Raw genomic sequence first — 26398 nt, forward strand, 5'->3', positions numbered from 1 at the left:
AATACTCCTCCGATCGATCTCACATTGCGGGGCCGGCGCCGGTGGTTGCGGGCCTGTGGCCCGAAACCCGGCCTTACCCTTGCTCCACGATCTCCTTGAGCTCGCACAGCGCGTGATTCCACAACACATCGTGGATGTACTGGGGGAAAAGCGCCTTGAACACTTTCCAGTATAACTTCAGCGGAAGGCCTCTGCCTCTCGGGAAATTGTACGCAACGTAAATGGACAGAAGGTGCACGTCTTCCCTCACCTCGTCAACGTCGAAAATGAGCACGCCGCCTTTCCCGAAACCATCCATAACGCGATACACCAGGTACTTCCCGTCCTTCAGCGATTCGAGCCGGATAGTAAATCCGAGGCCCCGGATCGGCGTTGAATACCGGATCATCTTTCCCACTTCGTTTGCGTAACCGCTGATCTTGTGGACGCGAACGATACGGGGCCGGAAATACTCCATATCTTCCTCGCCGAATTTCCCAAGCTGGCAAAGGATACTCTCGCGTGGCGCTTTGATCTGGATGGAGTACATCCGCTCGAATTCCAGCGGCGCGCTCAGTATTCCGAGGTCCAGCGCACCGCGGTACTCCTTTCGCTTGGCATCCACTACCTCCCGGTATACCCCGGTCGGAAACCGCCCGATCTCGCCCCAGTGCAGCCCGAACAACACCTCCGTGAGGTAGTTCCTGAAAGTGACGAGGACGCCGCCGACGAGGAGGGACGCCATCGTCGCCGGCCTCGCCATCTGGAGGAGGATACGCTCGTACGTGTCGTCGCCGCTGGCGATTTTCCAGAGCAGCTGCTCGAGCAATCGGTGATCCGCGTCGGTCGTGCGCCGCTCCGTCAGTACGGCCTGGTACAGGATCCGGCTGAGCGTCGGCCGGCTGAAGGCGATGCGGTTCATCATGAAGACTGTGCGGCCGCAGTGGTTATCCCGCTTGACAGATCGAACAACGGGCCAGTAGGAACGCCGGAGGCTTTCCGCATCGACGCCCTGCTCGATGACAGAGTGGGCCAAGGCGTTCGCCATCGTATGTGCCGACAGGATGCCGTCCTTGTACAGCCGTGCCGCCGCCATGTCACCCACGATGGCCACGCGCTCACCAAACGGGTGGCGCGCCGCCCCGATGGTCATATTGGGCCAGCACGCACAGGATATCTCGAGGCGTGTGCCGTGCGGGAGGAGTCTCTTAACGTGGGGGAGCGCGAGAAAGCCCTCGATGATGCTCACCCCTTCGCTCTTATCCGCCCTGTCGATCGAGTCGCCCAGCAACGCGAGCGTGACAAAGCCTTCCTCCTTGAGGACGAGCGATGACATCTCGATGCGGATCCGCCGCGACCCGTACTCCACAAAATACATCTCGCCCCGGAGGTTGCGGAGCTCGCGCTCGCTTCCCCTCAACTCGCAGATGAGCGTCCGCCTTACCCGTGGCGGCCGGAACTCCGGGATCATCGCCGTCAGCGATTTTGTGAGGGTGCTGTCTTCGACGGACATCCCCGCCCGTTGATTGACTCCGCACGCGATCACCACGAAATCGGCTTCCATCTTCTGCGTCCCGCGCTGGGGCGCCGAACCGTCCGTGTAGGAGACGACCGGGCGCGCGCGGTCCGAATATCCGAGGCCGCTGACTTCCGCGGTCACAACCTCCGCCCCGGCCGAAATGGCGCTCGCCAGCAGAAACGAGTCGAAGTTGTTGTAGCGGCCTATCCGCGTGTACGGGCGCGATCCCCGGTAAACCGCGAAGACCCGCCTGCCTGGAGGAACGGCCAGTTCGATGTGCTTCCAGTTGCCCTGAATCGTCAGGCTTTCGATATGGCTCTGGATGATCTCCTCAGGAATCCGGAGACCGTCCGCTTCCAGGGCGTCCGCAAGCCGTGGAGACACGCCGCCGGCGCAGTAGCCGCAGCCTTCGCGGGATGCGAGCGAGAAGGTTCCGTCAAGTACCTGCCGCTTCTGTTCGAGGATAATCACCCGGATCCGATGCCCGCGTTCCCGGGCGAGTCTGAGCGCTTCCATGGCGAAGAAGGCGCCGCCTGGACCGCCGCCAACCACCGCGATCGTGCCGGATTCACCCAGTGGCACGGCTGCCATACGCACCCCCCGGACCCGCCCTCGTAAACCGGATTCCGCTGCCTCAGCCCGCGAAGGGCCGCTCCCGGCGAGCGTTCAAAGCCGGGCCGCGAATTGACCGGACGGCCATGGCGCCGAATGGCGCCTGCGGTGAGTCGATCGTGCGGCGGACTGAAAGGCGCGGAAGAAGGGGTCGAATGAACGGTCCGCCGCCGTTTCCGTGCTGGGGGACGTAGAAATTGAGGAAATCCCGGCCGTTTATGACTGTTTCAGCGGTGCCGAAACGCCGCGCTAGAGCGCCGCCTCACTCATCGGTGGGCATCTCTCCGTCTCCGGGCTTCATCAGTTCCTCATGGGCCCACCACGCGATCGTGGCGCTTAGCAGGAAGAAAATCATCAGCCCCGTGCCGAGCCGTTTACGGTCGGCTACCGTTCGCTCCTTCACGCGGATCTGCGCGTCCAGGGTGGTGAGGTCGGGCCGGATTCCGTCCAGTTCGCGGGTGATGCGGGCGACGTCGAGGACGTGGGTAAGGCGGTGCGTTCGGTTCCGAATCGAGAACAGCGTTTGCCGTTCTCGCCCCTCATCCATGCCCTCTAAAAACATCCTCTCGTCGCGCCGCTCTGTTGAGGTCAGGGCGTCTTCCATTCCCTGAACGGTCTTCTTCAGTTTTGCCGCGCGATCGTAGGTGTGGCACGCTCCGCACGTCTGCTCGTTGATCAGGTTGAGTGTGACCTTCTGCTGAGCGTGGGCTGTGTGGCACGTGACGCAGTTGGGGCCGCCGCCGGGGCTGGAAAGCAGCGCCCGGTAGTGGGCGCTTTGAATGTAATTGGCCCGTACGGCGATGTGGCATTTTCCGCAGAAGGCGGGAACTCCCGTGGGCGTGGGTTTTCCGAGGAAACCCTTCTTCCGGTCCATGGCCACCGCGGGATCGTCCGAATGCGGGTCGCCCCCATGGCAGTCGCTGCAGGTGATGGCGTTCTGAAAGTGGATACTGGTTTGCCATTCGTGCACGGGAGCGCCGTAGGCGCCCGACTGGCCGGCATGGCAGGTCACGCAGGAATCCTTGTTCTGCGCGTAAGCGGCAGCACAGATCACGAGCCCGGTCAACAGTAGGATTGTCCTCATTCTCTGTGTTCCTTTACGACAGGTAGCCCCATATCAGCATTCCCACGTATCCGATGACACCGAGGGTAGCAACGCCCAGGAATAGCCGGTGAAACCGCATATCGTCTTCACGGGAGCGATCGAGGAAGGGCAGCAGCAGGAGAACCACGCCTACACACATCTGAAGGAAGATGCCCAGAAACTCGTTGGGAACCGATTTGAGCACCTGATAGTTGGCCAGAAAATACCATTCCGGCTTGATGTGCGCGGGCGTCTCCAACGGGTTGGCCGGCCTCAGCGTGTCCGCCGGAAAGTTCAACTGCGGGAAGTAGAAAACGAGCACATTGAGGAGCGCGAGCAGGATGAAGATGGAAAAGAGCTCTTTCGTCAGCATATGAGGATAGAACGGCACCTTCGCCCTCGCCGCTTCCGACTTCGCCTTCGGCGCGGCGATCCCGGTCTGGCGCAGGAAGAGAAGGTGGATACCGACCATAGCGAAGATCGTGAACGGAACGATCGACGTGTGCAGGGCGAAGAACCGGCCCAGCGTGAACTGAGTCACTTTGTCCGTTCCGCGGAGCCAGAGGACGAGTTCCTTGCCGATGCCGGGGATGCTGCCGGCGGAGTTCGTGGAAACAGTCGTCGCCCAATAGGAGAGTTGGCTCCATGGCAGCAGGTAACCGGAAAGCGCGGCGGTCAGCACGAGGCCGAACAGGATCATTCCAGTCAGCCATTGCGGCTCGCGAGGCTTCCGGTACGTTCGCATAAAGAGCGTGGACAGAAGATGGAGGAACACCGCCAGCACAAAGAGATGCGATGTCATCGCGTGGATGCGACGCACCAGCCAGCCGAACGAGACTCCGTTGCTGATGAACGTGACGGACTCGAACGCCTTGCTCACCTCCGGAACGTAGTAGACAAGGAGGAGCATGCCTGTGACGACCTGGATCACGAAACATGCGATCAGGATGGACCCCAGCGTGTGCCATAGAGTCAGATTCCGCGGCACCATGTACTCGGTGAGCGTCGCCCGGAAGATGGCGCTAAGGTGAAGTCGCTCGTCCGCCCAGTTCCAGATGGACGCTGCCGGGTTCTTCATCACGCCACCTCCTGGAGCCCGATGAAGCCGTCCGGTGTTGTGCTCGGCCGGAACTGCTTGAGTGGCCTCGGCGGCGGCCCGAAGGTGTTCACGCCATCGGCGTTGAACTTGCCTCCGTGGCAGGGACAGATGAACTCCGCCGCCGCGGGGTCCCATTTGACGAGGCAGCCCAGGTGGGTGCATACGGCTGAGAACGCGCGCAACTCGCCCCCGTAGCGAACCACGATGGTGGCCTCACTGTCTACACCCACGCCAACTACAAACGGCGCGCGCGACAGATCGGCAACCGGAACAGGATGGCCGTCGATGCCGAGAAGGACGTTATTTCCCTTCGTCGCCTTGCGGGGGCTCAGGTAGGAGAGGACAGGGAAGATGAACGTCGCCCCGGTGATGGCCAGGCAGGCGCCCAACAGGGACTGCAGGAACGCGCGCCGCGTGTTCGGTCCTGGGGCAGGACCGGGAGCTGGGCCGTGCCCGGTCGGGGAACTCGAATCATTGGACAACCGGTCACCCTCCTTCTAGCGGAAGCTGGGAACTGTCCTCCGGGACTTAGCCCTACATACCAAAGGCATCATGCTCCGGCCGGGATCCTTGTAAGCCCGCCGTCTCGCCGGTTGGCCGGCCTGCGGGTCTATGTTCGCTATGCCTACTGATTAGCCAAGTCTACCAGATTCATACCACACGCGGCAGTGGGTAATTCCGCACACCGGACGGTACTCGGGTACCATGTCGCCGTCGCATGGGCCAAGTTGGCTATCCTGTCGGAGGACGGCGCCTGACCACTTGATCGAATAGAATGGGCGTCTCGCCCGTTGCCCGCTTCAAACGGGGGGCTCGTTCTATACATTCAGGCCCATGATGGCTCTGTCACAATGCGGCTTTGCGCCGCGCCAGGTACCCGGATCCGGCCCATGCAAACGATGATCGACAGGATATTCGAAGAAGTGACCCGCGGCCTCATTTTCGAGCGGCTGCCCGATGCAACGCAGGCGCTCATTCGCGAGATGCCGATGGAGGACATCAGGACAGCGTGCGCAAATGTCCTCATTCGCCCGCAGCCTGGTGAAGTGGCGCAGACGGCCCGGATGCTGCTGAATCCATGTCTCGCCGCCTCGTGGTTGATGGTCTTCGAGGACCTTGGGCTGCCGCGCCGCCTGGCCGTCTACGAGCCGTGCGTCGGCAGCAGTGAACCGGTGATTCTCGCGGCCGACACATATTCGCGGGGTGGGGGATCGTACACCACCGTGAATCTCAACCGGCCCCTCGCGGCGGAACTGGGCGCCAAACTCGGAAAAGTCGGTATGCCTGTCCGCATCATCGAAGACGACGCCTCTCGTCTCGGTACGCTGCTTCCCCCGGCAAGTGTGGATGCCGGCTGCTTCCACCACGCGGTCAATGATATCCTCCAGACGGCCGTCTCCGAACCGCGAGGCATGGACACTCGGACGGTCGACTGGTGGCCGAACGAGCGGCAGATGATAGAATGGCTGGCAGAGGACGATCGCAAGGGCCGCCTCGATGAATGCGCCCGTCCCGCCCTCGTTTCCGCCGTTCGGCAAGCAGTCGACTTGGTCAAGCCGGGTGGCAGCCTCATCTTCGATCACTGGACCTGGGAAGCGTACACAACAGTCGATTGGTTTCCGTGGGACCTCTTCCAGCGCCTCATCCCGCTGGCAAGAGAGTGGATCATGGCGGAACGCCTTCCGGTGCGGGAGGTCTTCGTTCCTGGCCGCGATCCGCAATGGTGGATGTTCCTGGTGAAAGAGGGCTGAATACAAGCCCCCGGGGAGGTCGTGATGTCAATCGTGAATCCGGAGAGCCTGGCCGCGACACTGGACGCGTTGAACGAGGCTCTTTTCGAAGGCCGGGCTCTTTCAGACAAGGATCGGCACGACGCTGCGGTGTGGATCGCCTGTCGACAGGGCCTTGCCGGCGCATATCGGGGCATGCCGGCGCCCACAGCGGAAGACTTCGCGAAGGGTGCAAAGCTCTTCACCGGCGAAGCCATTCGGTCTCGTGTCGGTACTGCCCACATCCTGGGCGAAGAGGCTTGCCGCGCGCTGATGCTTCTGCGTCCGCTCGATGACGATGGGGTTTCCGCGCTTGCGAAATCGCAGGTATGGCTCAGAGAACCCGAGATGAACGGTCAGGGCCATTACTGCTGCGGAATCTGCAGCGTCTCCTTGTGGCGGCATCTCGCCACGAGGCCGTGGCCCGAGGCGGAAGCCGCGCTTGCAGCCGGGATGCGCATCCTTCGCGAAAGGCGCGTTGAAGGTGCCTGGCGCCCTCACCCTTTCTGGTACACGGTTCTCGCGCTTACCGAGATCGGACTGCCCGGCGCGACGGAGGAGCTGCGCTACGCAGCCCCGAAGCTGGAAACCTATCTTCGCTCCAGCGCCCGGCCGGGTATCGGCGCTGCTAGACGCCGCCAAGTAGCGGAAAGAGCGCTGGCGCGCCTCTGAGGTTGGTTCGACGCCGAATACCGTTCACTCAGCGGCTACATGGTTGATTCCGTGCCCGCGCGGTGCGACTTCGCGAGGAGCGCCGCGACCTCCGCTCCCAGCAATAGCAGCATGTTGGAGTAGTACATCCACGTGATGATCAGCACCGTCCCACCCAGGGCCCCGAACATGCGGTTAGGGGTGGCGAGGAAGAGGGTCATGCCCTTGGTCGCCGCGATCCAGAGCACCCCCATCACACCGCCGCCGGCGAGGGCGTCGCGCCAGGAGACCCGCCCATTCGGAAGATATCGGTAGATGAACGCGAACATCGCGACGTTCAGTCCAAGCGCCACAAAGAAGAACAGTGCGTTCACCGGCCAGGGTGCGGGGTTGGGGATGCCCAACCTCGGGAGGATACGTCGGACAACATCGGGCCCGGCGGTTGAGGCGAACGATAACAGGAAGAAGAGGACGGCGCCGCACATCACCCAGGCGGCGACAAGACGCAGCCGGAACCAGGAGCGCTTCTCTTCCACCTCGAACGCGGCGTTCAGGGAACCTGAAGCGTTCACGAAGATCTGAAGGGCCGCCCAGAGCAGCGTTATCACTCCGATGGCCAGGTTGCGCGGCCCGGCGTGCTTCAGGTTGTGTACGAATCCGTGCAGGTCCAGCTGTTGTGTGAGCTGAAGGAAAGCATCCTGCGCCGCCTTACCGGGCAGCATCCTCACCCCCAGGTTTTCGATTTGCCGGGTAGCCTCATATGTGCTGCCTGTGAAAATGGCGAGGGCTCCGATCGCTACAAGCAGCATCGGGACAATGGACAGCAGACTGAAGAACGACATGGCGGCGGCCATAACAGGGCATTTGTCTACCATGAACCGCTTGCCTAGCGCCTTCAGGTAGGCCACGGCCCCGCGCCCCTCCCCGGCGATGGTTTCCTCTTTTCGCGGCACCGGCGTGCCGGCAGCCCCAACGTGTCCCTGCATAAGCTTTTCACCTCCGGTCTGTTCGCCGTGATAGTCATCCCCCGCGCGACATCGCGCCAAACCCCTGACCGGTATGATCGAAGCAATCCTGATGATGCACTTATAGAAACCAAAGGGGCAATGAGTCGTCTGTACCGCCGGTTGAAACCGGTGAGTAGGTCAGCGAAGGACTTCAAGCTGCACGGCCCGGGCCAACCATCCGCTGGAAATACCGTCCCGCCTGCTCCCAATACTGAAACGTCAACTTAGCGCGCGGGGCCGCCTTCCCGCCAGTCCATTCCAGGAGAGAACGTAATGCGCAAGATCGCGTTTATCGGAGCGGGCAGTTTCGGCTTCACACGGAGCCTCGTCAGGGATATCCTCACCTTTCCGGCACTTGAAGATGCCACCATCGCCCTTATGGACATCGATCCGGAGCGCCTCGCCTTCGTCAAGACCGCCGTCGACCGGATCGTGGCCGCGGGCAACTATCCGGCGAAGGTCATCGCCACCACAGACCGCGCCGAGGCCCTCAAGGGCGCTGACGGCGTCCTGTGCACCATCCTCCAGGGCGGAGTGGATGTGTTCCGCACCGATATCGAGATCCCCAAGAAGTACGGCGTCGATATCAACGTGGGCGACACCCGCGGTCCGTCCGGCATCTTCCGCGCGCTGCGTACCGTCCCCGTGATGCTGGACATCGTGAAGGACATCGAGCGCTACTGTCCCAACGCCATCTTCCTGAACTACACCAACCCGATGGCGATGCTCTGCCGAGCGATGCAGGGCCAGAGCGACGTCCAGATCACCGGCCTGTGCCACAGCGTCCAGGGCACCGCGATGATGCTGGCGAAATGGATCGGCGCTCCGTACGAGGAGATCACGTACCGCTGCGCCGGCATCAACCACCAGGCCCACTACCTGGACTTCAAATGGAACCGCAAGGATGCCTATCCGCTTATCCGTGAGGCCATCACCACACGCGAAGACGTGTACAACGAGGAACAGGTCCGCAACGAGATGTACCTGGCGATGGGCTACTATATCACCGAGTCCAGCGGCCATAACTCCGAGTACAACGCCTGGTTCCGCAAGCGCCCCGACCTCATCGAGAAGTACTGCACGCACGGCACCGGCTGGAATCCCGGCGAGTATGCCTACATCCTCAACGAATACCTGAAGGTCAAGGATACCTGGCGCGACAATATCAAAGCGGACCTGGAGAAGGAAGTCGACCTGAAGCGTGGCCATGAATACGCCGCCAGCATCTTCAACGCCACCATCGGCGACGGCAAGCTCTTCGAGTTCAACGGCAACGTCCGCAATTTCGGCCTCATCGACAACCTGCCGGAAGGCTGCTGCGTGGAAGTGCCGGTGTTGGCCTCAAAGCGCGGCCTCGACCCGATGCACGTCGGTCCGCTTCCCCCGCAACTCGCCCTGATGAACAACATCAGCGCCCGCTGTGAGGAACTCGCCGTGGAAGGCGCCATTGCCGGCGACCCGGACATGATCTACCACGCCATCGCGTTCGACCCGCTGACCTCCGCCGTCCTCAGCCTCGCCGAGATCAGAAAGATGGTCGCCGAAATGTTCGAAGCGAACAAGGACTACCTCCCGCACTTCAAGCACTTCAGTTAGCGCACCGGCGCAAGAGATTCGCGGGCAGAAAACGCATTATCCCGGTCCGCCTGCGCGAACCAGGACAATGCGCCTGGCTTGGGGATGCACCTGTCCGTCGTCCGAAGGACGATTGGCCGAAGGCCCTTTAGGCGGGTATTTCAATGCCCGGCCGGGGTCGAGCCCCCTGCCAATGAATTCGCGGCAACAAGAGCACAAGGGGTCCCGCCGGGCACCCCGGTAGGCGGCGGAGGCCGACTTTATGCTCTTGTTGCCGTGGGTTCAGCCCCGGGCTAACGGTCCGACACGGCCTGCCACCCAGATGAAACCGGCGGGAGCGTCACGCCAGCCGCTTCTTCGCCTCCTCGTAGACCTCGGGCTTCAGCGCTCCCTTCGCGGCGGCGTCCAGGTTCTCTTTCAGGTGCGCCGGGTTCTTGGTCCCGACGATGGTCGTGTCCATATCCGGGTGCGAAAGCGTGAAGCGCAGGATGAACGAGGTCCGGCTCTCACCAGGCTCCAGCAGCTCATCCATCTTCGCCTTTTCCCAGACGTCCCACCGCTCCTGGGCGCCCAGGCCGGCCCCGGGCTCACCGCGCGCCACGCCGCCGCGGATGATCGTGCCGGCGCCGGAGCGGGCGGCCGACGAAATCGCCGCCTCGTGCGTGCGCTCCAGCGCGGAGTATGGGATCTGGAAGGAATCGAACACACCCCAGGAGATGAATGTCTCGATGTGGGGTTCCGTGGAGGAGATGCCGATGAAGCGGGTCTTCCCCGCGTCGCGGACCTCCTGCATGACCTTCACCAGGTCGCCCTGGTCGACCTGCTCCACGCTGGCGTTGTGGATCTGCCACAAGTCCACGTGGTCGGTCTTCATCCGCTTCAGGCTGGTCTCGATGTTGTGCAGCAGGTTCTCGCGCGTCCACACGTGGGGCGTGTCGTCGTGATCGCCGGCGTCCACAACGGTGCAGCCGCACTTGGTGGCCAGGTAGTAGCGGTCGCGCTTCGCGCTGATGAACTTGCCGATGTACTCCTCGCTCAGGCCGTAGTCGTAGGCCGTGTCGATGAAATTGATGCCGGCGTCCACGACGGCGTTCAGGATGGTATCCGCCTCCTGGTCCGTCACCGGCCGCCCGCTCCAGATGCGCGGCCCGCGAACTTCCATGGCTCCGAACCCAAGCCGCGTCACCTCCAACCCCGTCCTTCCCAACGTCTTCTTATCCAAATGATCCTCCTCGAGCTACAGCGTTGACCGCGCTGAACGCGCGGTCTCAGGCGCCATTATATCACCGCCCGGTCGAACGCGACCCGTTGGGATGGGACGCGCGCCCCGGCAGTCTATTCGCAGCGCCGACTCTATCCGCCAGGACCAAAGAGGACAAGAATGGCTGCCGTTTCCGTCGTCCGGAGGACGATTGGCCGAAGGCCGTTCAGACGGGTACTTCAGTGCCCGGTCGGCGTGGGCATTCGCGGAATGTGGTGCGGCCCGGAAAACGCGGGCCGCACGGCAATCGAAGTCGCAGCGCTTGCGTTCATGCTCCCATCTACAGGGGCGCCGTGGCCCATGCCGCTGTTCAGTTCATCTCCGGTCCCCGCTAACGGTCCAGGCACGCCTGCCGGACAACGCCGCGTGGCCTTCGTCAACGTGGATTTGGCTGGGGCCTCGGACCAGTACATATCGTGTCGGTAGGTAACGCGATCGCCCGCCGCGCGTGGACACCAACAAGAGGATTCAATGATGCTTCGCCTGCTTCCCGTCCTGTGTCTGATGGTATTCTGCCTTCCCGCCGCCGCTGGCGCCTCCAAACGCCTCGGGGTTCGCGGCTTCGAGCGGACCACCTTCTGGCACGTTCACCCCGGCCTGACCGACGCGGACATCGCGGCGTCTGTCAATGCCTTTGTTCGGTCCGGCGTCACCGGAGTCATCATTGGCGGCGGCCGCCACCACTACCTGCACGATGATCTGCCGTTCCTTGAAGACCAGATCGCCGTCACGAAGCGGGTGGTAAAGGCCTGCCATGCGAAAGGCATCCGCGTCTGCGAGCATCATTCAGTCGTTCTCACCGCCCGCAAAGACTATGCCCTGGAACACAAGGACTGGATCCAGCGCGACTTCGAGACCGGCGACTTCTCCGTGTGGCCTGAGTACCAGACCTACGCTTTCTGCCCCAACAACCCCGCCTTTCGAGAGCATTACTGGGCCATCATGGCGGACATCGTGCGCCGTACCGGTGTGGACGCCGTGATGAGCGATGATGCCTCGTTCCACCACGGCTGCGCCTGTCAGGCCTGTACGGACCGATGGCGAAAGGAAGAGGGCGGCGATATACGGGCGGCGTGGAAGGCATCGCGCACGGCCGGCACGCCTGAATGGCGCCAATGGAACGCGGTGCGCCAACGCTGGTACACCGATTTTCGCGTCTGGTTGTATGAGCGGATGCGCCGCGAGATGCCCGGAGTCCAGTGCTTTTCCCTGCTCGGCAACCTGTTGTCCCCCTGGGGGCCGCAGACCTCGGGCGCAAACCAGGAGGGAATGATGGACACCGGCGACGCTTCATGGTGGGAAATCTACAACCCCGCCGATTTTCCGTCTTGGCGCCGTATTTCCGTCGAGGCGGCCGCGCTTTACGAAGCCGGCCGGGTGAGACATTCCGACATCGTCTCACTGCCGTACGCGGACCGTGCCGCCGAGCGCGACGTTACCGACCCGGAAGAGGAGACCTTCATGTGGGCGCTCTCCATGGCCCACGGGATATCATTCACCCAGGCACGCGTATTCCTGACCGGAATCACGCCCGCCGAACCCGTACGGCCGTACTGGCTTTTCGAGCGCGATACTCTTAAGCCATATCGGAACGCCAGGCCCGCTGCGGCCATCGGCGTGTTCTTCTCGCGTCGCTCGCGTGACGCCGACCCGCGGTGGGAGTCCCTGCACTCCGCGCCGGCCGTCGGCTGGGCGGAATCACTGCAGGACGCCGGCATCCCGTACAGGGGCATTGTTGAGGAGACGCTTGACGCGGGCTTGCCCAGGGAAATCCGGACGGTGATCCTGCCCAACGCGTTTGCTGTCTCCGAAGCCCACCTGGATCGCCTGGAGCGATTCGTCCGTGAAGGCGGAACGCTGATTGTTACTCACCAGACCGGGTTCAACGGCGAGGACGGATCGCACCGCGTCGAGGAACGCTGGAAGCGGCTGGGCCCGCTCTTCGGCGTCAAATTCGGAGCACCCGGCGATGAGAAGGCCGACCGTCCCCGCGTCGGCATGGAGCCGACGACCGCCACCCGTCTCGCGCAAACGCCGCTGGAGGCATACGAGAACAGGATTGGTAAGGGGAAGGTCGTCTATCTCCCCGGCCTTCCGGAACGCGACGCATTCCAGAACACCGTCGCGGAGGGTGAACCCTACAGGGATCCGCGCGATCCGAAAACCGTACGAGCCCTCGCGGACCTCGCCCGGGCCCTTACACCGGGCCTTCCCGTCCGTGTGGAGGCGGGGAAACCCATCCTGGTCACCGCATGGAAGCAGAAAGGCCGCCTGCTGGTCCATATCGTGAACACCTCCGGCGCGGACCGCCCGGACGGCGAGAAGATCCCGGCGCCATCGAAGGTCACCTGGGCGCCCGCGCAGGACCTGATACTGAAGTTCGCCAGGCCACCGAAGCGTCTCCGCCTGCTGTCCCTCGATCCATCGGAGAACCGCACAATCGAGGACCCGGGCGCGACCGTCGTGATCAAGTCTCCCCGCCGCTATGCCCTCGTCGTCGCCGACTGATCTCCGGTCGCCTAAGGGCGACTTGGCAACGGGAGCCCGCCAGTTCATTGGCGGGGCAAACCATCTTCGGCAGGCCCTCACCGCCACGCTGTCTCCTGACTCCTGACTCCTAATGCGCCATAATGCCCTTGGGAGGCAACCATGCACAGCAATAACCGACTGGGCGTACGCGGCGTTTGGTGCGGGCCGGAAGACGCCGGACGCACCCCGTCCGATGTCGCCGCATTTCTCGAACAACTGCACCACGCGCATATCAACCTCGTCGTCATGTGCGTGAAGGGCGCCGGGACTATCCACTGGCCAAGCCGCCTGTACCCCGACGCGGTCGCGGACGGTTACGCCGATTTCGATATGCCCGCCGTTCTCCTGGCGGAATGCCGGAAGCGCGGAATGCAGGTCCACGCCTGGTTCATCGATTTCATGGAGGGGCCGGACAGCCAGGTGGTAGCCGAGCACCCCGAGTGGCTGATGCGCAATGCGGAAGGTGCCACAACTAGATCCGAAACGCTGCGTGGCTCTCCGTATCACTGGGAGTGGATGTGCCCCGCCCGGCGCCCCGGATATACCGATCAGTACCTGATTCCTCTCATGGCGGAGTTCGCGGAACGCTACACCTTCGACGCGATCCATCACGACTACATCCGCTACCCGGGCGACCTCGCGCCCGATCAGTACTGCTTCTGCGACGACTGCCTCGCCGAGATACCCCGATACGCCGGATATCTGACCGAAGCGTTCCCCAATGAGCCGTTCCATCACGAGAGCTACGACCGACCGTACATCGAATCGCATTGGGAACAGAGCCCGCGCGTTCTCCCGGCGAACTGGGTCCGTCTCTCCCGGGCGATGAAGAGCCGGTTCCTCCTCGAAGGCTCGTTCTTCCAGGGCGGCCGCGCCGACCTCGATTACTTCTTCTATCGGTATCGGACGGACGCAATTACCCGCTTCGCGCGTGAGGCGACGGACGCCATCCGCTCAGCGCGACCCGGCATGGCAGTTTCCGCCGCCGTGTTCAAGAACCCGGTTCACTCCGGCCGCTTCATCGGCCAGGATTGGCGCGAGTTCCCGCCGCACGTGAACATCGCGATGCCGATGGACTATCGCGACCACTACCCGGGAGACTTCGAAACGTATCTGACGCTGCTCGCGGAGAGCATCGGACAGCAGAAGGATTGGGCCTGCGACTACGATGCGCTTTGGCCCGGCTTCGCGGTGAACTTCCTGTACTACGAGGAGGACCGCCCGTTAAGCGCCGTCCGTAAAATGCTGGACAACGCCGCGGACGCCGGCCAGGTCGCGGAAGCTCTCGCCGCCGTCTCGCCACGATTCCGGGAACTCGCGCCGGCCCTTCAAGACCGCATTCAGGCGTGGGCTCGGGGTGGCGCCCCGGCGGGCGCGGTTGGCCTCGCTGCTGCGGTTGCGGAATTCCTCGCGAAGCCGCCAGAGGGCTACCGCCCCGAATCGAAACTCACTCGCACCGTCGAAGCGATCCGCGAGTCCGGCGCGCCGGGCATCTGTGTCTTTTCCGCCGGCCTGTTGACGCATTATGGAATGTGGGACACGCTCCGCAATGCATTCTCACCGGACGTATAACACTAGAAACTCGGAACTAGAAACTCGAAACCAGCAACTCGAAACCAGGAGAATATGCACTTGGAAACACTGAAAGCCATTAAGACTCGCCGGAGCATCCGGCAATATGAAAGTCGCCCCGTTCCCGCCGGGCTCGTCACGCAATTACTGGCCGCTGCGATGCAGGCGCCATCGGCGTGCAACCAGCAGCCCTGGGAATTCGTAGTAATCGACGACCGGGCGATCCTCGACGCCATTCCCACTTATCATGCCAATGCGGAGATGTGCCTCCAGGCCCCTCTGGCCATCCTGGTTTGCGCCGACACCAGGGCGCTCAAAGCGGTGGACCACTGGATTGAGGATTGCTCCGCCGCCACCCAAAACCTGCTCCTGGCGGCCCATGACGCAGGCCTTGGCGCGGTCTGGACCGCCGTGAGGGCCGATCCTGCGAGGGAGGCCGCGTTTCAAAGAACCCTCAACTTGCCGGCCGGTATAACTCCGCTCGCACTCGTTCCGATAGGTTACCCGGCGGAGATCAAGGAGCCGGAAGATCGCTTTTTGCCCGGGCGGGTTCACCACAACCGTTGGTGAACCGACGGACAGCATCGATCATCCTTGCCGCCGGAAACGGCACGCGGATGCGCGCACCCGATCGTCACAAGGTCACTCTGCCGATCGACGGCGAGCCGGTAGTCGCGCGCGCCATCCGTATGTACCGGGACTCCGGGATAAACCGCCATATCGTCGTCGTGGGGGTCCTCGCCGAACAGGTTCGCGAAGCGGTCCTTCATGCAGCACCGGAGGTGGACTTCGCGGTTCAGTCCGAACAACTGGGTACGGCGCACGCCGCGAGGGTGGGGGCGGACGTCCTGAAAGCCGAGGGCTTCGCCGGAGACGTCCTGGTAGTGGCCGGCGACAAGGTGATGGAGGCCGCGGCGATCGATCGGCTCATCGCCTCGTTCCGGAAGGCGGACTGCGCGATGGCTTTTGTCGTCGGCCGCGCGACCGATTTCCCGAACGCCGGCCGCGTGCTTCTCGATGACGGGCGGCCAATCGCGGTGGTTGAGGTTGCCGACATCGCGCGCGCCCGCCTCCTCCGCGATTTCCGCGTTCTGACTGCGGAATCTCCCCTGCAGGCGGATCAGGCGCTGCGCCTCGCCCTCAAGGCGTTTCCCACGGAGAGCAAAGCGGCGAAAGCCCTCGGGCCGCTCTGGAACGCTCTCACAAACGGCGTCGCGTTGACTGCCGATTCCCTGCCGCCTGCGGACCAATCCGCACTCCGCGCGGAATCCGCCGCCCTGGCGAACTTATCCGTGTATCTGTTCCGCGCGCCGGCGCTGTACGCCGCGCTCGACGCCATCGGTGCGGACAACGCGCAAGGTGAGCAGTATCTCACCGACGCCGTCGCATTCCTCGCGGGTCGGGGCGATGCGGTGGTGGCCGTTGAGGTGTCGGATCCGAACGAGGTCATGGCCTTCAACACACCCGATGAGTATGCTGAGGTGCGCCGCCGCTTCGAGCGGACCGTCGAGCCTTTGAACGGCGGGAAGCTCGCGCGCGATGGTTTCGAACGGCGCTTCGCGTCGCGCCCAACCCTCGTCGCTCGTGCGCCCGGCCGCCTCAACCTTATGGGCCGCCATATCGACCATCAAGGTGGCGTCAGCAACCTGATTGCGATAGACCGGAGCCTACACCTCGCCGTCAGCCCGAGGTCCGATGCAGTTTTCCACCTGTCCAGCGTGGACGCGGCGTTCCCGGACCGTGAGTTCCGTGTGAATCCGCCTGCCTCCGCGGCGGACTGGCTGGCGTACATAAATGGCCCGGCGGTCCGAGAACTCACCGCCGAAGCGAGGGGCGACTGGTCGCTGTACGTGCGCGCCGCCGTCGAACGGCTCCAGTTTGAGGCAGCCCGGCCGTTGCGCGGCATGAATATTGTGGCGAAGGGTACCATTCCCATCGCCGCCGGCCTGAGTTCCTCATCTGCCCTGGTCGTTGCCGCGGCGGAAGCGATTCTGGCGCTCAACGACCTCAGGATCGGACGCGACAGGCTGGTGGAACTCTGCGGTGAAGCGGAGTGGTTTGTCGGCACCCGTGGCGGGGCAGGGGACCACGCCGCGATGATCCTGGCCCGCGAGGGCTGCGTTACCCAGGTTGGCTACTTCCCGTTTCGGGTGATCGACTCAGCTCCCCTGCCGGCGGGCCACACATTCATGGTGTTCAATTCCGGCATCCCGGCCAGAAAGACAGCGGAGGTGAAGGCGACGTTCAACGCGCGCGTTGCGTGTTACCACGTCGGTCGGGAGCTTCTGAGACTCGCCTGTCCAAACGCACCAATCACACACCTCCGCGACGTCACTCCATCCGGCCTCCAGATGGACTATCCGTCGTTCATTCGACTTCTCGGCCGCTTGCCGGAACGCCTCACGGTCGCGGATGCGCGCGCCGCCGTTCCGGCCGAGGTCGCGGACACTTACCTGAGCCAGCTCCCCGACGATGAGGTCCTCCCCATCCGCGGGGTCGTCATCTTCGGCCTCGCGGAGTGTGCCCGTGCCGCCAAGTGTCTCGACCTCCTCCGGGCCGGCGACGTCGCGACCTTTGGGCGCTGGATGACGATCTCGCACAACGGCGACCGCGCCACACCCGCGGCCTATGCCGGTGCCGAGATGGAGCGTTGGTTCGAGGCGGCGAATAGGGGAGACCCGGCCACCGCGCTGGAGTTGCAGCCCGGCGCGTATGCATGCAGCGTGCCGGCGATCGACCGCATGGTGGATATTGCGCTAGCCGTGCCCGGAGTCCTGGGCGCCCAGCTCTCCGGCGCCGGCCTGGGCGGCTGCATGATGGTCTTCGCCGAGGACGCCTCGCTCGACCACCTGGAGGACGCCATGCGCCGCCACTACTACGAGCCTAACGGCGTCAGCCCAGACATCATCCGCTGCCGCGCCACCGCCGGCAGCGGGACCTGGTAGGTCGGGCCTCCGCCCTCGACGCACACGGTAGTGTCGGCGTCCTCGCCGACATCGGATGGTCGAGCCTTCGCCCTCGCCCGCATCTGGTAGGTCGGCCCTCCGCGCCCGACACACACGGTAGGTCGGGCCTCCGTGCCCGACCCCTTAGCCCTGCCCGGCAATCCCGGTCGCGTAGCGACGAAACGAAAGCAGAGGGGTGCTTCAGCGCCCCGCCTTCAGCGCCGCGAAGAACTCGTGGGTATCCTGAACCAGGATGGGAAATCCTTCTCGGACCGCCGAAGTCAGGATGTGGCGCCGATCAAGGGAAACCAACACGTCGGAACCGGTCAGGTATGCACCGGCGAGGACGTGCGCGTCCTTCTGAGCGACGAGGTGAATCCACCTTGCGATATCGTGCTGGCTCGTTTCTACCCCCACCTCGATGTCAGTTTGGTGAACGTCCACGAGGAAGCGTGACATTGCCTCCCTGGGTAGTTTGGCGAGGATGTTCCGTTCCGCTTCAACGAGCACCAGTGGGGTGGTGATGATCCTAAACGCGTTAGCCCGGGCCAGCCGCAGGAGTTCCGCTGATCCGCCGGACGGACTGCCCGCCGCGGCAACCCAGCACGTTGCGTCCAGGAAAACCCTCATCGTGGCGCTGATGCCGGTGCATCAAGTCTATCGAGCTGCAGCATCTGCTCGATCTCGTCAGAGGCGTATTCGCGTACCGCCATTGCATCGGACTCACCGACACCGGATGTGATCTGACGGAGTTTGAGAAATCCTTCCAGATCCACACGACGCACGCGCCACAATCGGCCGAGTTTGATGCCCGGAAGCGTGCCCGACCTTAACCAGTCCTGTACCGTTCGCTGTTGAACCTGCAGGTGATCGGCCACCTGCTCCGGGGTAAGAATCTCGCGCAGCAATGTAACCATCCCTGCCTCCTTAGACACACATATACGAGATTATACCACGTCTCACCGCCTCAGACATACCTCAACACCCCCTACGCGGTTCCTCGGCGCTCCGCGCCCAACCCTCAGCCCTCAGCCCTCAACCCCATCATCTCAAGCAACGCATCCCCTTCGCCAACTCCGCCAATCTCCCGCAAGACGGTGGCATCTCCGCGTTCGCGCCGGATCGCCTGGATCGTCTGCGATGCCGGATCTTCCGGATTGTCGTATTGAATCGCCGCGCGGATCGCCTTCACCACGTTAAGCGGGGGCACGCCCTGGTCCAGGCACATGTGTACCGCGCCGATGAGACGGTCGTTCGGGCCGAGTTTCCGGATGGGATCCCTGGCAACTCGCGTTATCTGGTCGCCAAGCGCTTTGTTCGCGAAGCGTCGCCGTAGATCGGCGGCGTGCGCTGTCAGATCGTCCAGAGGCATTCCGTGCTTGCGGTACAGTCCGAGGCACGTTTCCGCCATCGCGCCCTCAACGATTCCGCGGACCTCCGTGTCCTCGATCGCCTGCCAGATGTACGAATGGCCGCGTTGATAGCCCAGGTAGGCCGTGGCGGCGTGGCCGAGGTTGTGAACGAACAGCTTCCGCTCCACATACGCGCCGAAGTTGTCCTTCGCCTGGAGGCTCACGATCGGCGGTATCGGCCCGCGGAACCCGGCGCGATCGACAGGCAGGTCGCGGTACGCTTCCACCTCGATCAGAAGCGGGTCTTCCGCGATGAGTTCCGCAGTGAGGACCGGGACCATTCGCCCGATGCTCGCTTCCACGAATCCCACACTCGACTCCAGAACGTTGTGGAAACGCGGGTCCAGCGATTCGCGCACTCTGGACCGCATGAACGGCCCCGCGCCGATCAAGTTCTCGCAGACGATGATGTCCAGCGGCGCGGCGTTCGACCGTTCGAACCTACGCGCGATGCCGGATGCAAGCGCCGCGGCGATGGCCGGCATCACATGGACTCCGACCGCCGTGGCGGCGATGTCCGCGCCGGCCAGCGCCTCGGCCACGCCGTCCGAGTCCCGGGCGTTGATCGCGCTCACATTCCGGATGGTGACGTTGGTCGAGGTATCGTCCACGATGCGGAGCGGGTACTCGCCGCGCGCGTTCAGCGCATCGACGAGCGTGTCCTGAACGTCCACGAAGGTGGTGTGGTAGCCCGACTCATAGAACAACTGCCCCAGGAACCCGCGGCCGATATTGCCGGCGCCGAACATGACCGCCTGTTTGTCCGCCAAAGTCCTCCCCTTATCAAACCGAGCCACGACGTTTCGCCGGCGCCCGGCCGTGGCTGGTCAATGGGCGACCCGCAGGAGTTCCTCCTCCGCGGCTTTGGTCCACCTTCCGCTGTCGAGTTTGGCCGCGACGCTTGGGTAGGCGGTCGCAAGCGTGCTCAACGGAGTCAGCGGCAGGTCGTGCAGCATCGGGTAAACGATGATCTTCCCGGCCAGGGTCCGATTCTCCACGGCGGCCAGTCCGTCCGTGGCGCCCGCCATGCCCGTGACGGCGTCAACGGACGCGTTGGTGTCCAAGGCGCCGGCAGTGACCTTGCCAAGCACGATTCGCATGTGTTCTGTCTCCGACCCACTGGTGCCGAAGACGAAAACGCGCTTGTTGATGAGCGCATCCAGGTCGATCTCATGCCGAACGGGCGCCGGGATGCCGGCGAAGACATTGACGATAGCGTTGGGGGCGCAGGCGTCGATTGCCGCCGCCAGAAGCGCCGGCACCGGCGCCATCAATGCGTAGTAGGTGAACGCTTCCGTCGTCGGCGATTTGGCGGTATTGACCGCGCGGTAAGAGCCGCTTGCGGCGCGGGCGATCGGTTCGGCCTTGGCCGAGAGCGTCTCCAGTCGCGCGTCATCCATGTCGGTCGCCGTTACTTGAACACCCGGCAATCCCGTTGACACGTCGCGGATGGTGTGCATCTGGCCCATCGGGCCTCCGGCGCCGATCACGACGATGTTTTCACCGGGCCGGATTTCGCCGTTCGCCGGGATCAGGGAATATGCGTCACGGACGTCGGTGGCCGGTGTGCCGACCCATCGCGTGGGGCCGTAATGGATGCGCCCAACGCCAACGGATACCTTCCGCCCGATCGCTCCGCCATTCAACAGGATCGCTATGATGCCGCCCGCTGCCAGTTTGTCGTTCAGAGCTTCGATGGTCGAGGCGTTCGACCCTGCGTAGACGATGTCGTCATAGGCCTGGTCGGAGAGTTCCGGGATGCCGACCGGGTCGATCCGCGTCGTGGAACCCGGTAGCCCGAGAGGGGAGTACGCCGCTTCCAGTTCGGTCACATCCGCGCCAGGCTCGGAGACGATCAGTAGGCGCCCGCCCGGCTTGATCGTTTGCCGTTCCGGCGTGGCGTACGAGCATTCCACGCAGGCCCACGGCTCCACCAGCGCCGCCGCCGCTGCGGGCAGCGAATCCGGTACCGGGATGAGATAGAGGTCCTTGCCGGCCGAATCCGCGCTCACCCGCTCGTCCAGGAGGACGTATTCCTGCAAGGCGCCCTCGAAGTTGTACCCGAACGCCGCGTTGGAGCCTGTCGTGCGCAGGTTTCGGTAGTCCGCCTGGATGATGAAGCGGTCACCAACTCCGTGGCTGACCACACCGTCGCCTACCGCCACCACCCGGCACACAACTTCGTGTCCCGGAACAGTGGGCTGGTCACCCGGCACATACGACGGGATTTGCCCGAGGATATCGTCCTCGATGCCGGAGAGGATGGCGCCTTTTCGTGGGTGTTCCCCGAACTGTTTCAGGAGTTTCAGATCGGAGAAACACAGCCCGACAGCTTCGGTGCGCGCGAGTATCTGACGCGGACCGGGCCGGAAAACGGTCTTCGCCGTGTTGAGCCGCACTTCGCCTGGCCCAACCAACTGCACCGCATATTGCGTCTGAGGAATTGTTTCCACCTGCCCCGCCTTTCCGCAAACCGTCATCTCGCCCATTACCATCCGGCTCCCCACTCCCATGGGGAGAAGGGCAGGGGTGAAACCGCCCCTCGGCCCTCAGGCCTCAACGCATCATCACCTGTCCACCCGTCACCGGCACCGCCTGCCCCGTCTCGTACTGCTGTTCCATCACGTAATACACGGCTTTCATCACATCGGAAACCGTGCAGCCACGGCGCATCGGCACTTTCGCCTCGTAAAACCGCTTCACGTCGGCTACCGACGTTGCGCCGGGCACCTTCCCCGTCCGGAGGTATTGCGCGAACAAGCCGTTCTCCGGGTCCGACCACAACGGCCCGTCGAGGAAATTGCCCGGGCATATGCTGTTCACCTTGATCCCGTCCTCGATCAGTTCCAACGCGAACGACTGCGTGAGGCCGATCCCGCCGAACTTGCTGCCCGCGTAGGCTGCGTTCTTATTGGACCCCTCCAGCCCCGATTTGGAGTTGATCTGGATGATGTCCGTCCACCCATCCGGCCGCGCGAGATGCTGCACCGCCATCACCGGCGCCGCGTGATGGACGCAGGTGAAGTACCCGAGATAGTTCACGCGCGTCACGAAATCAAACTCGGCCTGGCTCTGCTCCTTCACGCCGGCCGCGCGTAGCACGCCGGCATTGGAGATGAACACGTCGAAGCCGCCATAAGCCCTCACGACGGCGTGGATGGCATCTGCAACCGAATCGTCTTCGGTAACGTTCATCGCCACACCAAAGCTCCGCCGTGGACCGTATCTTTGACACAGATCCGCCGCTGTCGCCGCCGCCCCTTCGGCGTTCACATCGGCGAGGACGACGTGCGCGCCCTCCGCGGCGAAGTCCGCCGCGATTCCCGCGCCAAACCCCTGGGCCGCACCGGTCACAATCGCCACTTTGCCCGCCGCCCGCCCGTTTGACCCCGCGCCCGCCGAAACCTTGCGCCGGTAGTTCTCGACCTCCCAGTTGTCGATGAACTCGCGGTCGCGCTGAGTCATATACCGGATGCCGCCGAGGCTCCTTGCGCCGGCCATGACCTTGATCGCGTCGATGTACACGCAGCGCACGGTGTCCGCCGCCTTGGCGCTGTCACCGGCAGCGAACAGTCCGAGGCCCTGCACGATAACCACCTTCGGCGCGAAGCCGGTTGCCTCTTTATGCCGGCAGATGTCGGCCCGCAAACGCTGAACAAGGTTCGCGTCGTCTTCATCGCGCTGCGTTCGGAACCACAGCGGGAACGACTTGCAATACACGATCTGGTCCGGTGTCAGCGGTCCTCCGGCGGCAATCGCCTCGCCCGCTAACGCGCCCGCGAGGGTCAATACCTCGGGGCTGTCGTCGAACGTGACGATCTTCAGCGCACATTCCCCGGCCGAAGGCCCCTCAGAGTGGTAATTCAGTGCGCGGGCCGGGTCGTCTGTATCAGCGAGAAGCCCACGCAGCGCTGGGCCGATCGTGTTGATATATCGTCTGCGCTCGAACTCCGCGATCAACGTGGTGGTGCCATAGCCCAGGGTCGGCTGTAGACGGTCTCCGATCGTCAGGAGCAGAGACTCGGTGCGAGTCTTGACCTCATTCGCTGTTTCCCCGCAGACGATGAGCCCGTGGTTCGCCATCAGGACAGCTTCAGGGCAAGCAATGCCGGTCTGCCGGGTATACACATCAAGGAGGCGCATCACCAACCGGGCCAGTGCGTCTCCCGGGTCCACGTACGGTACCCAGAGCATCCTGTCGCCGAAGATCTCCGCCGCGATGCTCTCGCCGCCTTCCGAGCACGTCAGGATGTTCGCCAGCGTCGCGTGCGTGTGAACGACGTAAGCCGTCGGAAGCAGGTGGTGCAGGGCGGCCTCAACCGACGGTCGTGCCTCGCTCGCGGGATCCACCCGCGCCTCCATGATCGCCGCCTTGAACCGCGCTTCGCGTTCGCTGATGTCGACCGCCGGCTCCGAGCGCAGCAGGGCGTCCAGGCGCGCGCGCTCCAACTCCACGAAATTTGATTCAGTCACATCGGCCAGCGCACAACCGCTGGCTTTTACGAAGAGTCTGTCACTCGTCTTGTATGAGGTGTTCCCGCCGCCCGCCAGCACCATTGCCGGGTTTGCGCCGTAGAAGCGGGAAAGCTTGATGAGGTCGGCGATTTCGCGCGTCATTGTTGCGCCTCCACCAGGTCCCGGGCTCCCTGAGCGAACACCGCCTGCACGTCGTCCGGAATCGGTTCGCCGTCCATACACGTAGGCGTCATCGGCAGCAGATCGAGTGTATTATGCTCGGTTCCCGCGCTCACGCTGAGCCCGGCGTCGCGCATCGGCAGCACGTATGCCCGCAGCGTTTCCGGCGAGTTGCGGTTCGGGATGAACTCCGCATGCCGGATCCCGAGGGCAAGGAGCTTTTCGATCAGGGCGTTCACGTCCGCCTCGTATTCGCAGGCCACGTCCGCACCGTCCGCAAGCACCGGGTAGCACGGTATGCCGCCAAGCTCGCTGATGAGCCGGAGCCCGTCCTCGAGGCCGATGAACGTCTCTTCAACGAACGCCGGCTTTCCCGCTTTCATCAGCCGGTTGCGTATCTGCGCCTGCGTCCGCGCTTCATCGTCGGCTGAAACCGGTGCCTTCAGGATCGCGCTCAACGCCTGGACGCGTTCGCCCTGCCGCACCATCTGAAACAATGCCTCCTGAAACGCCTGGGCAACGTGCCGCTCCTGCAAATACACGGTCTCCTGCGCGCAGCCATATCGCAGCACGATCGAATTCACGATCCGGCGGGCATCCAACCGCGTCTCGACGCCCGCTTCGGCGAATATCTCCGCCATCCGGTCCACCATCTCCGCCATCCGGGCCGAATCATTGTGACGGATGGTGTTGAGAAGGCGGTCTGCTTCAGCGGTCGGAGTTTTCCACCGGGACAGCGCTTTGCCGCACAGGTACATTTTCCCGGGATTCCCGGGATCATTCACCCGGACGCCCCGGTCCGCCAGTTCGGGCAGCCCCAATACGATTTCCATTCCGAACAGAGGCGTGATGGAATGCTGGTGGCACAGCGTCCCGAACTCCGAATAGACGGTGAAATCGTAATAATTGCTCGCTCCGAGGATGCCTACTTCCTCGTCGCACGCGAGCGCGACTGCCTGCTCCACGCTTTCGAAAGCAGAGAAGTTGGGTGGCAGGTGAATGTGTGTATTCGCGGAGTTCATTGCAAACATTCTATCATTTCTTGCAACATATTGTGCAAAATGACGCCAATTCTTGCACATAATAGTTCGGAGAACCATTCAGTATGGCGCATATTCCACAGGAACGGCGTGATGCCATCATAACTCGTATTCTACGCCGCGGCCACGTGGCGATCAAGGATCTGTCGACCGAGCTTTGCGTCTCGGAGGCCACCGCCCGCCGCGATCTGCGCGTTCTGGCCGATGCCGGAGAGGTGGAACTCGTCTACGGCGGCGCAACTCTGCCGCGCACATCGGACCACTCCATTTCCTCCCGCGCGCTGCGCAATGCTGAGGCCAAGCGTCTTATCGGTGAACTGGCCGCAGGATTGATCTCCGACCAGGAGATGTTGTACATAGACGCCGGCACAACCTGTTACGAAATGCGGCACTATCTCCAGCGCAAACGCGGCCTGTCCATTATCCTCAACTCGACGCGCCTGACGGTTGAACTGGGCGCAAGCACGGACGCCAGCATTATTCAGTTGGGCGGCCATTACAGAGCCGATAGCATGGATGCCGTTGGGCCCCTGGCGGTCGCCGCAATCGATCAATTGCGCGGTTACCTTGCCTTTATCGGCGCCGACGGCCTCGGGATGGATTTCGGGCTGACCGCCAGCGACATTCAGACGGCGCACCTGTACCAGCATGTATTGAAGAACGCCAGGGAAGCGATTCTCCTTGTGGATCACACCAAGTTTTTGACGCCTTCGCTGTTCCGCATCTGCGGTTGGGAAGGCATATCGCGCATCGTCACCGATATCCGGCCCGACCCGGACTGGCTTGCCTTCCTTCACGAGAGCGGCATCGAGGTCCTGTGGCCGAGTGACAATATGGAGTGACGACACCCGGCGCTGAAGCGTTGGGCTCCTGTCTTCCAGCCCCTACGGGGCGGAGAAGTCGGTCGCTCGTTAGGAGGAGTCGTGAATGGCGAATTCGTTTATTTCGTGTTACGTTCACGTGGTTTTCAGTACATATCGCCGTCAGCCAAGCATCGAGGAGTCCTGGCGCGAGCGGCTCTGGGCGTATATCGGTGGAGTCCTGGAGAGCGCAAATATGGTTCCGATTTGTGTGGGTGGCACAGAGGACCACTGTCACGCGCTAATCGCCATCCCGGGTACACTTGCATTGTCGCACGCTGTTCAGCTCCTGAAGGGTGGATCGTCCCACTGGATACGACAGAACATCCCTTCGGCCGAAGGGTTCGCCTGGCAGGAGGGCTATGGTGCTTTCAGCGTGTCGCCGAACGCCCGCAACACGGTCATCGCGTATATTCGCGGGCAAGAGGAGCATCACAAATTGCGATCCTTTCAAGATGAGTACCTGCGTCCTCTTGTCGATAGCGGGGTCGAGTTCGATGAGCGTTATGTATGGGGCTGAACGGCCTCCGTATCGCCTGAGTGCCTGCCTTGTTTGAGAGATTGACTCGCCCCGCAGGGCCGGAAGACAGAAGCCGGGCAGTTTACTGGCAGGTCCGGGATAGGGGCCGGCCCATTCGCCCCGTAGGGGCTGAATGATAGGAGCCCGGCAGTTCACTGCCTGGCACGGTAAACGGACCGGCTCACTCGCCCCGCACGGGCCGAAAGAAAGAAGCTCGGCAGTTCAATGCCGGGTCTGGGATAAGGACCGGTTCGGTCGCCCCGTAGGGGCTGAAAGATAGAAGCCCGGTAGTTCACTGCCGGGTACGGGGTAGACCCCCTGAACAGAGA

The 26398-nt window shown here is 63.2% G+C and carries 21 protein-coding genes; 9 read left to right on the forward strand and 12 right to left on the reverse strand.

The features are described 5' to 3' along the window. Nucleotides 1-73: 73 nt before the first annotated feature. From VGM51_18150 to VGM51_18165, 4 genes are all read right to left on the reverse strand, one after another. Nucleotides 74-2089: a hypothetical protein gene (locus VGM51_18150; protein ID HEY3414960.1), complete on the reverse strand. Its 2016-nt coding sequence runs from the start codon at nt 2087-2089 to the stop codon at nt 74-76. Nucleotides 2090-2372: 283 nt separating this feature from the next. Continuing rightward, nucleotides 2373-3194, reverse strand: coding sequence for a cytochrome c3 family protein (locus VGM51_18155; protein ID HEY3414961.1), 822 nt, complete (start codon nt 3192-3194; stop codon nt 2373-2375). 13 nt (nt 3195-3207) lie between these two features. Then, the gene (locus tag VGM51_18160) at nt 3208-4272 is read right to left on the reverse strand and encodes a cytochrome bc complex cytochrome b subunit (GenBank protein HEY3414962.1); all 1065 of its coding nucleotides are present in this window, start codon (nt 4270-4272) and stop codon (nt 3208-3210) included. Then, nucleotides 4272-4682 carry a Rieske 2Fe-2S domain-containing protein gene (locus VGM51_18165; protein ID HEY3414963.1) on the reverse strand — a complete coding sequence of 137 codons (411 nt, stop codon included), beginning with the start codon at nt 4680-4682 and terminating at the stop codon, nt 4272-4274. The genes VGM51_18160 and VGM51_18165 overlap by 1 nt, the downstream gene beginning before the upstream one ends. A gap of 501 nt (nt 4683-5183) precedes the next feature. Between VGM51_18165 and VGM51_18170 the strand changes: the two genes are divergently transcribed. Next, entirely contained in the window at nt 5184-6044 is an 861-nt protein-coding gene (locus VGM51_18170) for a hypothetical protein (protein HEY3414964.1), read from the forward strand. Nucleotides 6045-6068: 24 nt separating this feature from the next. Further along, a complete protein-coding gene (locus tag VGM51_18175) occupies nt 6069-6734 on the forward strand; it encodes a hypothetical protein (GenBank protein ID HEY3414965.1) in 666 nt (221 codons plus the stop codon). A gap of 35 nt (nt 6735-6769) precedes the next feature. Here the strand turns inward: VGM51_18175 and VGM51_18180 are convergent, their stop codons facing one another. Further along, nucleotides 6770-7699 carry a YihY/virulence factor BrkB family protein gene (locus VGM51_18180; GenBank protein HEY3414966.1) on the reverse strand — a complete coding sequence of 310 codons (930 nt, stop codon included), beginning with the start codon at nt 7697-7699 and terminating at the stop codon, nt 6770-6772. A gap of 294 nt (nt 7700-7993) precedes the next feature. Here VGM51_18180 and melA point away from each other — a divergent pair, with 294 nt between their 5' ends. Further along, nucleotides 7994-9316, forward strand: a complete 1323-nt coding sequence (gene melA / locus VGM51_18185) for an alpha-galactosidase (protein HEY3414967.1) — start codon at nt 7994-7996, stop codon at nt 9314-9316. A 319-nt stretch (nt 9317-9635) separates the two neighbouring features. On the opposite strand, the gene VGM51_18190 is transcribed toward melA, so the two are convergent. Further along, nucleotides 9636-10517: an aldo/keto reductase gene (locus tag VGM51_18190; protein HEY3414968.1), complete on the reverse strand. Its 882-nt coding sequence runs from the start codon at nt 10515-10517 to the stop codon at nt 9636-9638. A gap of 510 nt (nt 10518-11027) precedes the next feature. Here VGM51_18190 and VGM51_18195 point away from each other — a divergent pair. The 4 genes from VGM51_18195 (at nt 11028) to VGM51_18210 (ending at nt 17602) form a co-directional block, all read left to right on the forward strand. Further along, entirely contained in the window at nt 11028-13064 is a 2037-nt protein-coding gene (locus tag VGM51_18195) for a beta-galactosidase trimerization domain-containing protein (protein ID HEY3414969.1), read from the forward strand. Nucleotides 13065-13205: 141 nt separating this feature from the next. Further along, nucleotides 13206-14657 carry a family 10 glycosylhydrolase gene (locus VGM51_18200; GenBank protein HEY3414970.1) on the forward strand — a complete coding sequence of 484 codons (1452 nt, stop codon included), beginning with the start codon at nt 13206-13208 and terminating at the stop codon, nt 14655-14657. 54 nt (nt 14658-14711) lie between these two features. After that, nucleotides 14712-15227, forward strand: a complete 516-nt coding sequence (locus VGM51_18205; protein ID HEY3414971.1) for a nitroreductase family protein — start codon at nt 14712-14714, stop codon at nt 15225-15227. Then, nucleotides 15224-17602, forward strand: a complete 2379-nt coding sequence (locus VGM51_18210; protein HEY3414972.1) for an NTP transferase domain-containing protein — start codon at nt 15224-15226, stop codon at nt 17600-17602. The genes VGM51_18205 and VGM51_18210 overlap by 4 nt, the downstream gene beginning before the upstream one ends. A 201-nt stretch (nt 17603-17803) precedes the next feature. On the opposite strand, the gene VGM51_18215 is transcribed toward VGM51_18210, so the two are convergent. The 6 genes from VGM51_18215 to VGM51_18240 all read right to left on the reverse strand — a co-directional run bounded on the left by VGM51_18215 (nt 17804) and on the right by VGM51_18240 (nt 24671). Further along, the gene (locus VGM51_18215) at nt 17804-18232 is read right to left on the reverse strand and encodes a PIN domain-containing protein (GenBank protein ID HEY3414973.1); all 429 of its coding nucleotides are present in this window, start codon (nt 18230-18232) and stop codon (nt 17804-17806) included. Next, a complete protein-coding gene (locus VGM51_18220; protein HEY3414974.1) occupies nt 18229-18519 on the reverse strand; it encodes a helix-turn-helix domain-containing protein in 291 nt (96 codons plus the stop codon). The genes VGM51_18215 and VGM51_18220 overlap by 4 nt, the downstream gene beginning before the upstream one ends. A gap of 104 nt (nt 18520-18623) precedes the next feature. Further along, complete coding sequence (locus VGM51_18225) at nt 18624-19784, reverse strand: mannitol-1-phosphate 5-dehydrogenase (protein ID HEY3414975.1); 1161 nt, start codon at nt 19782-19784, stop codon at nt 18624-18626. A 57-nt stretch (nt 19785-19841) separates the two neighbouring features. Then, the gene (locus VGM51_18230; GenBank protein ID HEY3414976.1) at nt 19842-21467 is read right to left on the reverse strand and encodes an alcohol dehydrogenase catalytic domain-containing protein; all 1626 of its coding nucleotides are present in this window, start codon (nt 21465-21467) and stop codon (nt 19842-19844) included. A 103-nt stretch (nt 21468-21570) separates the two neighbouring features. Continuing rightward, nucleotides 21571-23631, reverse strand: coding sequence for an SDR family NAD(P)-dependent oxidoreductase (locus VGM51_18235; protein ID HEY3414977.1), 2061 nt, complete (start codon nt 23629-23631; stop codon nt 21571-21573). Continuing rightward, nucleotides 23628-24671 carry a hypothetical protein gene (locus VGM51_18240; protein ID HEY3414978.1) on the reverse strand — a complete coding sequence of 348 codons (1044 nt, stop codon included), beginning with the start codon at nt 24669-24671 and terminating at the stop codon, nt 23628-23630. The genes VGM51_18235 and VGM51_18240 overlap by 4 nt, the downstream gene beginning before the upstream one ends. Before the next feature lie 83 nt (nt 24672-24754). Between VGM51_18240 and VGM51_18245 the strand changes: the two genes are divergently transcribed. Both VGM51_18245 and tnpA read left to right on the forward strand, forming a co-directional pair. Then, nucleotides 24755-25531 (forward strand): DeoR/GlpR family DNA-binding transcription regulator, encoded by a 777-nt coding sequence (locus tag VGM51_18245; GenBank protein HEY3414979.1) that lies wholly within the window; start codon nt 24755-24757, stop codon nt 25529-25531. Between the two features lie 85 nt (nt 25532-25616). Beyond that, nucleotides 25617-26069 carry an IS200/IS605 family transposase gene (tnpA, locus tag VGM51_18250; protein ID HEY3414980.1) on the forward strand — a complete coding sequence of 151 codons (453 nt, stop codon included), beginning with the start codon at nt 25617-25619 and terminating at the stop codon, nt 26067-26069. The last annotated feature ends 329 nt before the right edge of the window (nt 26070-26398 follow it).

It is taken from the genome of Armatimonadota bacterium, from assembly GCA_036504095.1.
Classification (GTDB): Bacteria; Armatimonadota; DTGP01; order JAKQQT01; family JAKQQT01; genus DASXUL01.